General features: G+C 60.9%; 9 protein-coding genes. 1 reads left to right on the top strand and 8 read right to left on the bottom strand.

What is annotated here, in order from left to right; all coding sequences use genetic code 11:
- Window positions 1–320 (top strand): DUF4351 domain-containing protein (locus CJ255_RS07675; protein WP_124681855.1); only part of this gene is annotated, 320 nt, incomplete at its 5' end.
- A gap of 389 nt (window positions 321–709) precedes the next feature.
- On the opposite strand, the gene CJ255_RS07670 is transcribed toward CJ255_RS07675, so the two are convergent.
- The 8 genes from CJ255_RS07670 to gatC form a co-directional block, all read right to left on the bottom strand.
- Window positions 710–4,666, bottom strand: a complete 3,957-nt coding sequence (locus tag CJ255_RS07670) for an Eco57I restriction-modification methylase domain-containing protein (RefSeq protein ID WP_097643497.1) — start codon at window positions 4,664–4,666, stop codon at window positions 710–712.
- Window positions 4,667–4,739: 73 nt separating this feature from the next.
- Complete coding sequence (locus CJ255_RS07665; RefSeq protein WP_097643496.1) at window positions 4,740–5,177, bottom strand: HNH endonuclease; 438 nt, start codon at window positions 5,175–5,177, stop codon at window positions 4,740–4,742.
- Window positions 5,170–5,568, bottom strand: coding sequence for a hypothetical protein (locus CJ255_RS07660; protein ID WP_097643495.1), 399 nt, complete (start codon window positions 5,566–5,568; stop codon window positions 5,170–5,172). The genes CJ255_RS07665 and CJ255_RS07660 overlap by 8 nt, the downstream gene beginning before the upstream one ends.
- 23 nt (window positions 5,569–5,591) lie before the next feature.
- Window positions 5,592–9,017, bottom strand: coding sequence for a DISARM system SNF2-like helicase DrmD (locus CJ255_RS24390; protein WP_245863247.1), 3,426 nt, complete (start codon window positions 9,015–9,017; stop codon window positions 5,592–5,594).
- Window positions 9,018–9,112: 95 nt separating this feature from the next.
- Window positions 9,113–9,994, bottom strand: coding sequence for a 16S rRNA (cytidine(1402)-2'-O)-methyltransferase (gene rsmI / locus CJ255_RS07645; RefSeq protein WP_097643494.1), 882 nt, complete (start codon window positions 9,992–9,994; stop codon window positions 9,113–9,115).
- A gap of 112 nt (window positions 9,995–10,106) precedes the next feature.
- Window positions 10,107–10,541, bottom strand: a complete 435-nt coding sequence (locus CJ255_RS07640; protein WP_097643493.1) for a hypothetical protein — start codon at window positions 10,539–10,541, stop codon at window positions 10,107–10,109.
- An 80-nt stretch (window positions 10,542–10,621) separates the two neighbouring features.
- Entirely contained in the window at window positions 10,622–10,747 is a 126-nt protein-coding gene (locus CJ255_RS24640; RefSeq protein ID WP_281257194.1) for a hypothetical protein, read from the bottom strand.
- 25 nt (window positions 10,748–10,772) lie between these two features.
- On the bottom strand, window positions 10,773–11,063 hold the full coding sequence (gene gatC / locus CJ255_RS07635; protein ID WP_097643492.1) for an Asp-tRNA(Asn)/Glu-tRNA(Gln) amidotransferase subunit GatC: 291 nt from the start codon (window positions 11,061–11,063) through the stop codon (window positions 10,773–10,775).
- Window positions 11,064–11,230 lie beyond the last annotated feature (167 nt).

Here is an 11,230-nt window from a genome sequence, read left to right as displayed (position 1 = left end):
CCCATGCTACAATGCGACAGATTGAACAGGAGGAGAACACCATGAGCTTACCGATGATTGGTCTTGAGAAGGAAGGCTACCTCCGGGGCCACGCTGATGGCCACGCTGATGGTCACGCCAAGGGCCACGCCAAGGGCCACGCCGAGGGTCAGCAGCAGTTAGTGCTACGCCTCCTCAAGCGCAAGGTTGGCCCGTTGAGTGATGCGCTTGAAGCGCAGGTTGTAGCACTCTCGCCATCGCTCCTCCTCAGCCTGAGTGAAGCCCTGCTTGACTTTACGACCAGCGCAGATCTGCAGGCATGGCTTCAGGAGCATGCGTAAGCGAAGCAGAAATTGTTACGTATCCCAGCAGCCTCTCATGCTGAATAGTCCATGGGCGGGCATCGTAGTGCCGACTTTAGTCGGCTTCCCATCGCTGCCAAAGACCTAAGCCGACTAATGGTCTTCCAGAAATTAATCCGGTGTCGCGGCACGGGCTAGACCTGATAGATATGCCAGATCTGCGAGGTCTGGTTAGCGGATTATTTACTGGAACACCATAAGTCGGCACTACCTACGGTCTCTCAGGATGACAAAACAATGGGGCAATGAACAACATCCGCTTCCCTTAGTCGGCTTCCCATCGCTGCCAAAGACCTCAGCCGACTAACGTCGGCACTACACTTTGCGCCTTTGCGCCTTTGCGCGAGCTTATGTGCAAGGTATTGCCCCTAGCCCTCAAACATGTCGCGCATGCCCTCTTTGCTCCGCCCCTTCCCTTTGCGCTTCCCCATCCCCGCCAGCGCCTCCTGCGCCGCTCGCACTGCGTTCAACTCCAGTAGCCGCGCCAAGACTTCGTCGCGTACCGCGTCGGGCCAACGGTAGCGGTAGGGCTTCTTTTTGCTGCCCCAACTCTCTTCGTCAATCGCGTAGTCCAACAGAAATTCGCACTCCGTTGCGAGATCGTCCCAGCCATAGGCCGCCAGCACCGCCCGATCCATCGCGCTGTGGAGTTCGCGTAGCCGCACAATTGCTCCCTCCTGCTCATACGGGTCGTGGAAGCGGTTGTAGGTTTTGGTTAGCCCTTCGTTGCGCTCGACCATCAGCGCCGCCCGATATTCGTAGTAGGCCTGGCCCGCCGCCTCTAACCCCGCATGCGCCTCCCAGCCCTGCGGGAAGGGGAAGGTCTCGAAGCAGTCGGAGGGGGTGTAGCGCAGTCCGTCGCCGAGCGATGAGGCGAAGAAGCGTGCCCAGATTTCGTGGGTGTGCGACTGGAGGGCGCAGAAGGCGGCGTAGGTGGTGAGGGGGAAGATGACTGTAGCATCAGAATAAACTAATCCTGTGCTCAAGAAAACAAAGGAGATATGTTGGCTAACACGAGAACATGCTAAAACCCGATGCATCCCTTCAATAGCTGCATATAAATCTTTTGAATGTCTTGCAAAACGCCAATAGATCTGTGCAGCACTACTATAATTAGACTTACTCGAAGCTGCTGATGCCAGACGCAGAGATTTTACCTTTGTATCTACAATCTTCATCAAATCGGGCCAATTGGTACGGCACTCCTCTTCACTACGCTCACCAAAGTTGATCACATAGCGGTGATGGCTGTGGCTAGGACTCGTGTTAATCTCTTCACCCCCGATGTACGGAAAGATGACCTTGCTATTGTCGGGATTCTCTGCAATCAACCGATGCATCTCTGCAATTGGCGTAGAGACCTCTGCTCTATCGGTATCGTTGAAGAGAAAGCCAACGCCATCCACCTTTGTGCCATTGAAACTCTTGAGGCGATTTGCCTGTAGCGGTTTAGGATCACTATGCTCCCCGGTATGAAAAAGAAATGCCGTAATCCGCTCAACCTGCCGATGATCAAGCATTGGCGGCATGAGAGCAGCGCCCTTGGCAATATGGATAACACTCACAATCACTGCTGCCATGCCAGGCCATTTGAGTCGGCGATCAGCTCGGTAGATTGTGCCGCCATGCTCGCAGATCCAGCGCAGACCGCTGTTGCGTGTATCGCCCTGGGCAATCGTATTGGTCGCAATCAGCCCCAACGCGCCCTCCTGACGAATCAGGTTGAAGCCGCGCCGGAAGAAGTGGGCCACCAGATCACATTTGCCACCGCTTTCAGGGTGAATTTCTCGCAGCCATTCGGTGTATCCATTCAGATTGGCTTCTACAATCGCAACACTGCCCGCAAACGGCGGATTGCCCATCACAGCATCAAAGCCCGCGTTGGCGCGCTGAAAGACCTCGGGGAACTCAATCTCCCAGTGGAAGGGGACGAGCGGCAGGTCGGCGTGGCGCCACTCCTCAAGGCGGGCCTGGTGCGCTGCGCTCCGTTCGGCGCGCACATCCTCGGCGTAGGCGAGGCGCTGCGCTTCGCGCTCTTTGGGCTTGCTGCCCGCGAAGAAGGCGGCCAGCACTAGGTCGCCATAGAGCCGCACGCGGCTCAGGGCGTCTTGCGCCGCGCCCCAGAGCGTATGCAGCGCCACGTCGCTCTGCGCTGCGGTGGCGTGGCGGATCTGGCTGCGTAGCTCTGCCGCCTGCTGCACCTGGCTGCGGATCGTGCTGGTGTAGAAGTCGTCTTGCAGCGCCGCGCCGCCCGTCTGCCAATGGAAGCGCTCGATCTGCGCCTGCTGCAAGCCGACGAGCGAATCGCCGTGGCGCAGCGCGTGGTCCACAAAGGTGAAGGGCTCCTCTTTGGCGAGCGTCACCAGCCAGAGCGAGACCTTGGCCAAGTCTACCGCAACGGGATTCTTGTCAACGCCGTAGAGGCAGCGCTGCGCCACCAGCCGCCGCGCCAGGAGCAGTTCATCGTCGTGGGCGGCCAGCGGCGGGCGGGCGGCGTGGGCATGCCAGGCCGCGAGCAGCGCCTCGGCCAACTGGCGGCACGCCTCGACGAGAAAGGCGCCCGAACCCATCGCCGGGTCGCAGAGCTTGAGTTCGAGGATCTGCGCCGGGCGCGGCGGGCGGCCATCAGCCGTGTGGAGCCGTTCGAGCAGCGGCGCAAGCGTCGTGCGGACAATCGGCTCGGTCAGCGCACGCGGCGTATAGTGCGAACCGGAGCGCCGCCGCTCGGCGCTCGGCTGAAGCACCAGGCCACCGGGCGGTACGAGATCGGGGGTGGCCGCCTGATCAACTAGCGGCAGCAGCGCCGCATGCAGATCGGCAATCGTCTGCGCCGCCTGCACGCTCTTCGCCACCCCCTCAGCCACCTTGCGCTCCGTCGCGCTCTGGAGCCAACGGAGGCGCTGGGCGGGCGGCGTCTGGAGCAACTCCTCCAGATTGATCGTCGTCGGCGCGCCGCTGCGCTTCGCGGCGCGGATGGCCAGCGACTGCCCACGCGCCGTCTCGAGGCGAAAGCCCATCATCGTCTCATAGACCGAGCCAAGCTGTTCGACATCGAGCGCCCGGTAGGAGATACGCTCGCCATCGAGGAGCAGCAACTTCTCGAGCGCCAGCAGCACCACCCCATCGGGCACGCGTGGCGGCACGAGGCGCTGCTGCTGCTGACGCGGCAGACTACTCGTGCGCCCCTCCAAAAAGGGGAAGCGGTCGGGATCGAAGAGGACACCGTGGCGGCGTGGCAGGCGCAAATCGCCCGCCTCAACGCCATCGTAGATCATCCGAAAGAGCATCACCACCTGGGCCCACGCGCCAAAACGCTGATCCATCGTATCGGGATAGAGCGCGGCATCCTCACGCAGCCGCTCATAGAGCGCGGCCAGGCCATAGCTCCGCAGAAAGGTCTCATCAGCGGGCAGCAGATCGCGCTCCTCGGCATAGCGCAGAAAGACGAGACGCAGCACCACCGTCAGCAGCCCGCGATAGACGAGATCGGGATCATCGCGCAGCACCTCACGCAGCAGCGTACCATTCGATTCGGCGTGGGCCGTCTGGAAGCCACGCACCAGCGCATAGAGGGCGTGCAGCACCTGCTCGGCGAGGCGCTCACTCACCTCATTCTGAAACTTCCGGCTCTCCTCAAGCAGCGCCGCCAGCCGTTCGGCACGCGGCAGCGCCAGCAGCCGCTGCTCACTGAGCAGCAGACGCAGCGCCGCCACCAGCGGCCTACCGGCGGTCTGCACCATCTCCGCCAGACGAAAATCGAGCCAGCCGGAACTCTCGCCACGCGGCGCCGAGACGAGGCGCAGCGTCGTACCATTGCAGAGCAACCCAGCGCCCACGCCGGTCTGACGCAGCAGCCGCTCCATACGCCCGTGGGGCGAAGCGGGCAACTGACCAGCGCCAGCCGCCACCTGATCCAAATCCTGACCAGGCGGCAAGAGCAGCACCAACAACTGCCATGGCGGGGCACCAGGCGCAGGATCGCGCTCGCGCACCGCCAGATCGGGAGCGAGCGTCTCACCATACTCCAGCAGCGTCACCTGCAGCTCCGGCGGCAGCGGGGCATCAGCGACAGCGCTGCCAGCATAACCCTGGGCGACAAAACTCCAGCCCAGCACCTCACGGGCAAACTGAAAGAAATCGGCAAGGCGCGGCTGCCCCTCCGGCGCAGCGGGATCACAGCAGGCCAACAAGAGCCGCTGACCAGCAATATCATGCTGCGGCAAGAGCGCCCCGGCGCGCACCAGAGCCGGCGCCGAAACGACCAACCCCGTCGGGCGGAGAAAACCGAGCCATTCCAGGTGAGCAGCAAGCGCAGAGTTGAGCATAGGGAAGATCCGCTAGGCTAGTGTCGCAAAAGAGCGCAGAGAGAGGTGAAAGTATAGCTATTTCGTTCTGAAACTACTCATCCATGTTGGGAGGATGGGCATAGAACGCGTTGATCAGGGTACGCAGATTGACCACACCGGAGCGATTGAGGTCAAGCGTATCTACCGTTACACGACCAGTTGGCGTAAGGCCAATGATCAAGAGTCCATCAGCACTCCAAGCAAAATGCTCATGCCAATGATCACGGCGCGGATTGTAGAGAGGAACCAGTTCACCACTGAGGGCATCAACTGCTTCCACACGGTCGTACTTATAGTTATTGCAGCCCTGACATGCCAGAGCAAGATTGTCTAGGCTCTGTGTTCCTCCTTTTGCGCGTGGAATGATATGTTCAATAGAAAAGCGTTGCGTGGCATAGTGCGCCGGACTCAGGCAATATTCACAACGCTCACCAGCGCGTGCTGCCACCTGCCTGCGAACGATTTCACTAATACGAGGGGATTTAACCATAACGAGGCGCTTTGATCCCCAGCGTAGCCATCAGCGCCTGAACGCTCGTACTACGCAACTGGGCTAGGCTCTGGATCGCTTGTAGGCGCACCACATCAGAAGCTTCTGCCTTATTGGTAAGTGCAATAAGTTCTTGCAATTCATCAACACTAATAGTCTCGTTCTGGCGTCTAGCCACCAAATGATCAAAACGGGACTGCTCTTCTGGTGTAAGAGATGGGCGGTTGATCCGAAGCAGCAGATTCGTCTCAGTTTGATCTAAGCGTCGTGTAACACGTTGTTCGTGTAGCGCATTGACGCGCGCAGCAAAAGCAGCCAGTTCTTGGGCAGACAAGCGTTCGACCGCCTGTAGAAGCTGCTCGGTAGATAGTTCGATTGAGATACTACTCATGACACCATTCCTTTCCCCCCCCCTCAATTCGTCTCCGGCCACAAATAGACCAAGCCAACCGGCTCGATGCGCTGCGCCCGCACCTCATAGAAGGCGCGCACGCGCTGCGGCTCGTGCGCTAGGTCCTGTTCAAACGAGGCGAGGCGCTGCGCCCACGCCCGCTGATCCAGCTCAAACTGGCGCTTCTCCTCTTTGTCGAAGGCGAGCGTAAGCTGCTGATACTCCGTCTGGCTACGTTCAAGCTGCGTACGCACGCGGCGCGCCTGTTGTTCAATGGTGCGCTGGAGATCGTGCGCCTCCTGCTCGCCGCGTTGCCGCAACTTCTCGACCGCCGCAGCGGCAGCCTGGGTCGCACGGGGCAGCAAGAGCGGCAGCAGATCGGCGACATCACGGGCGGCACTAGCCAAGAGGCGCTGCTGCGTCACCGGGCTCGGCTGCTGCTGCGCCACCTGTTGCAGCGCAGCATCTAGTACCGCCAAGGTACGCTCCTCGCCATCACGTCCATAGGCGCTCAACGGCCCCCTGCGCTGCGTCGGATCAATCCAACGCGCCGTCACCATCACCAACTCCTCGTGCAGCCGCTCCGCCCCTTGGCCGTAGAGCGCCAAACGGCCCAGCAGCAGCACCCGTGGAATCGTGTCACTCGCGAGCAAGAGGCAGGCCCGCGATAGCTCCTCACTAAAGCCCTGGGCGCGAAAACGGGCCAAGAGGCGCTGCACCACCCGATGCTCCAGATGGAGATGCACCGTCGCATCGCTGAGCAGCCCGGCATCGGCAAAGACCACCGGACGGAGCGGCGCTTCACGCCGCCACTCGGTCACACTCTGCTTGGCCGTGCGCGGCACCCGCAGCGTATCGAGCGTCGCATGCCAACTCGGATCGGCGGCGGCCCGTTCGTGCAGCGCCGGCATCTGCCACGCTGGTTGACCATGCACCGCCTGTGTTGGCTGAAGCGGCGGAGCACCGAGCAACTCAAGTGCCGACGAGAGCGTCTGGCGAAACGCCAGCTCATCAAAGCCGGTCCACGCCTGCGACTTGGCCAAGAGCGACTGGCAACGGCTCACCTGTGCAAGCAGATCCTGCTCGCGTTCGCGCGCCGCCTCCAATTCATCAGCAACCCGCTGCATCTGTTGCGGCCCCAGACTGACCTGCGCCAACTCATCCAGCAGCGTCGCCACCTCACGATGGCGAATGCCCTGACGGAGCCGTCGTTCAACATCATCATCAATCACCTGCGCGAGGCTGCCCAACTCACGCTTAATCGTCTCCGTCTTGCGGACCAACACCTCCAGCACCCGATCCTCGGCGCGCTGCGGCAGCACAAAATAGTGGCAGCGCACCTCAGGTTCCGGCTGAAGCTTACGGTCAATCCGCCCATTACGCTGCTCAATGCGCCCCGGATTCCAGGGCAGATCGAAGTGGAAGAGATCGGCACAATGGGCCTGAAAATTGAGCCCCTCGCGGGCGGCGTCGGTCGCCAACAGAATACGGAGCGGATCGAGGGCGGGAGGGCTATTGAAGCGGCGCTGAATCTCCTGACGGCGCGTACTACTGGTCAAACCATCAATCACCTCAATGCGCTCCGCCGCCCGCTCACTCCCCTCAATCGCCTGCGAGAGCAGATTGAAAAGAAAACGCTTCGTCCCCTCACGATTCTCGGTGAAGATCAGGACACGGCGCTCATTCCAGCGCGGCGCGGGGCCACTCACCGGCATACCAAAGGGGGGCAGGTCGGGGCAAAGGTTCGCACGAATCCAATCGATCAAATAGGTCGTCTTCGCATCAGGCAGCGTACGATACTGTTCAGCAAGCTGGGCCATCTCATCCAGCAACTGCCGCTCCTGCTGGAGCAACGCGGCATCCTGTAGCGAACGGGGCAGCGCCGCCTCACTCGTCGCCGTCACCTCGGCAATCTCCGCCGCCTCCGCCGCCTCATCCTCAGCCGCACTCCACTGACTACGCTCATCATCGGCATCGGGCGGCTGGGTGAAGAGTTGGCCCTCACCCCCCGGCTCCTCGCTTGCAGAGAGGCTCGTGGGCAGCCCGGGATGGCCCTCACCCCCTACCCCCTTCGACAAGCGGCCCCTGAGCTTGTCGAAGGGCATGGCACCGCCTCTCCCACGTTGTGGGATCGGGGCGAAGGCAACGCCGCTCTCTTGCGCCTCTTTGCGCTCTTGCGCGGCCCACTCGCGTTCGACCGTCGCCCGATGCACCTTGAGGCTCCGCGCAAACGCCTCAAGCGAAGAGAGTAGCCGCTGCTGCAAGCCCACCGTCAGCAGACTGGCGGCCACCTGCGCGCGGCGCGGTGCCAGGGCAAAACGCTGCTCGCGCAGCGTACGGTAGGCATCGAGCAACTGCGACAGGCGCAACTCCGGCGCATTGGCGGGCAGATTATCCAGCACAATCCGTTCAACACGCCGAAGCGGAAAACCGCCCTGCACCGCCCGAATATCCTCCTTGAGCCGCCGCACCATCACCTCATCCAGGGCATGCTTGCCACTCACCTTCACCCCGCGGGTAAAGCGCAGCGGATCGAGCAACTCCAGCAGCGTCGCAAAGCTATTGGAATGGCCATTGTGCGGCGTCGCCGAGAGAAAGAGGCGATGCTCAAAGCGCCCAGCCAGATCGCGCACCGCCTTGGTAAAACCCGACTCAATCCCATAGCGCCCACCGGAAGCGGGTGCCGCATGGTGCGCCTCATCGAGCACCAGCAGACTGCCCGGCAGCAGACTGCCCAGCCACTCACGCAGCGGGTCCGCGTAGGTGGGATCGGCCAACAAATGGTGCGACACGAGAAAGCGGCTATGGGTACGCCACGGATTCACGCCAAAGCCACGCTCGCGGCGCATGCGCGCCAGATAGGCGCGGTCGAGCAGCACAAAGATGAGGCCAAAACGCTCCTCCAACTCCGCCTGCCACTGCTCCAACACCGAGGGCGGCGCCGCCACCACCACCGTACGCACCTTCTTACGCAGCAGCAACTCACGCACAATCAAGCCCGCCTCAATCGTCTTGCCCAGGCCGGTATCATCGGCGATAAAGAGATTCACCCGTGGCAGCCGCAACGCCTTACGCAGCGGCTCCATCTGATAGGCATCAATACGAATTCCCGCCCGAAAAGGCGCCTGAAAGAGCGTCGGATCGGTTGCCGTCACACAACTCCAGCGCAGCGTATGCAGAAACGCCGCAAAACGCAACGGCGGATCAAAACCACGTTGCGCCAGGTCGTGCCACCCCTCAGCGCGCAGAATCTGGCGATCCAGCTCACAATCCCACAAGACCTCAAGCGTCAAACCCTGGGCATCATCATCGGCGCAGGCCAAGCGCACGCGACAGGTCTGACCAGGCAGTGCCGGCGGCACCACCTGATCGACAAGCCACGTCCGCGCCCGCAGATACACCAACTGCCCCAGTTGCGGTAGCTCCAGCGGGAGTTCAAGCAACGACACTCTGATGCTCCTTGTACTAGGAAAGAATACAGAAACGAGAAAATAGAAAATAGACAGCAGGTCTAACCTCCAAACTATTTTCTATTTTCTCATTTCTATTTTCTCATTTCTGCATCCTGCTGCAACCACAGGGCATAGACCTGACTCTTCTGCAAGCCGAGTTCACGCGCCACCATCCGCGCCGCTGCGCTACCAGACTGCCCTTGGTCGCGCAGTACGCTCAGGCGTTGGAGAATCTCAGCCTCACTGGGCGCAACGCTATCGGCAGGTGTCGCCTGAAGCTTGGTGCGGTCACGTTTACGCTGGCCCACCTGACGGCCCTCAAGTACTAGGGTATACTCACCCCGGGGATTGTGCTGCTCAAAGTGGGCCACCAGTTCACTCAAACTACCGCGCCGCAACTCCTCAAAGCGTTTGGTTAACTCACTCGCCACAACCACACGGCGGTCACCGAGGATCGTCAAAAGATCCACAAGGCTCTCACGCAGGCGATGGGGCGTCTCGAAGCAGACCATCGTCATCGTAAAGTCGGCCATGGCGCTCACGAGCGCGCGGCGCTCGCTCGCTTGGCGCGGCAAAAAGCCCACATAGACAAAGCGATCACTCGGCAACCCCGAGGCAACCAGTGCCGCCAGCAGGGCACTCGGCCCCGGAATAGGGCTCACCGCAAAACCGGCCTCGATACAGGCACGCACCAACTCAAAGCCAGGATCGGCCAAAGCTGGGGTGCCCGCATCAGAGACCAGTGCTACATCACCGAGGGCCAGCGCGGCCAGAATATCAGCCTGGCGCGTCAGCTTATTATGCTCGTGGTACGCGATACAGGGCGTCGTAATCTCATAACGCTGCAACAAAATCCGCGTATGGCGCGTATCCTCAGCCGCAATCAGCCGCGCCTCACGCAGCACGCGCAGTGCGCGCAGCGTGAGATCCTCCAGGTTTCCAATCGGGGTTGCGACCAGAAAAAGCGTTCCCATGCCATGCCCTTAGAAGTTGTCTGAAAAGCTAGTGGGTACGTGCTGGAGTGCCGGCTTTAGCCGGCTGAAGCCGGCACTCCAACGCCAGTTCATAGACTTTTCAGACAGCCTCTTAACGCCCCACCGTGCGCCGCACCGAATCAACCGCGCCACGGGCCGCCGTGATGTAGCCACGGTAGACGCTGCCACGCCCAAAGATCAGCGGCGTAGCAATGGCAACCAGGATGAGCGCCGGGAGCCAGAAGAGTGCCCCAAAGAACTGGGCCAGCCACGCGAAGATCAGACCGCCACCAACCATCACATTGAGCAGCGCAATGCTGCCACGCTCGCCATAGGACTGCCCGATCAGTTCGCGCAAATTGCCGATCAGCAGCAATGCCCCCGCATAAGCCCCGAAGTGCATCACCAGACTGGTGTTGAGGAAGCGCATCACAAAGAAGATCGCCACCACCACCGCGATGATCGCCGCGATATAGAGGTAGATTGATTTGACATAGAAGCTACCGATGCGCGTGTAGCCGCTGCCGCCATTGTTGCCGTTATACATTGGAGTGTCCTTTCGCCTCGCTGGTTGTGTTTGCTACCGCTATGACGTAGGCCCACTCACAATTGTTGCAGCTTCGCTTTCTACCATTGCAGATTGTAGATTGCAGATTGCAGATTGCCGAACATGGCGTCCCAATGCAGATTGTAGATTGCAGATTGCAGATTGCCGAACATGGCGTCCCAACGAGCTTTCGCGTTCTTGCTCATGCGGCACGTTCAACGGTAGTTGGGATTACTCATCAAAGACCGCCCGCACCCGAAACATCCCCGCAGCCTGATCGGGCGCATTCGCCAGCACCTCCTCGCGGCTGAGCGCACCCGTCACCAGATCGGGGCGCAGCACACTACTCAACCCGGTCACTTGGGCCGTTGCTTCAACCCCAGTAACATCAACCTCCTGCAACAGCTCAATATACTCCAGGATATTAGAGAGTTGGCTCTGCATCAACTCCAACTCTTCATCACTCAAACGCATCCGGGCCAATTGGGCCACATGGGCAACTTCTTGGATTGAAAGGGCCATGGGGACTCCTCCTTAGGGGTTGCTCTATAATCTTTCGAGGATGCGTGAGGCGAAGCTGCGCGCCCTCGCGTCCTCGCGTCCTCGCATGCTCGCGTCCTCGCGTCCTCGCGTCCTCGCGTCCTCGCGTCCTCGCATGCTCGCGTCCTCGCCTCCTCGCATGCTCGCGT

The organism is Candidatus Viridilinea mediisalina (assembly GCF_002532535.1).
In the GTDB taxonomy this organism is placed as follows: domain Bacteria; phylum Chloroflexota; class Chloroflexia; order Chloroflexales; family Chloroflexaceae; genus Viridilinea; species Viridilinea mediisalina.
This window is presented reverse-complemented; position numbering and strand designations above follow the sequence as displayed.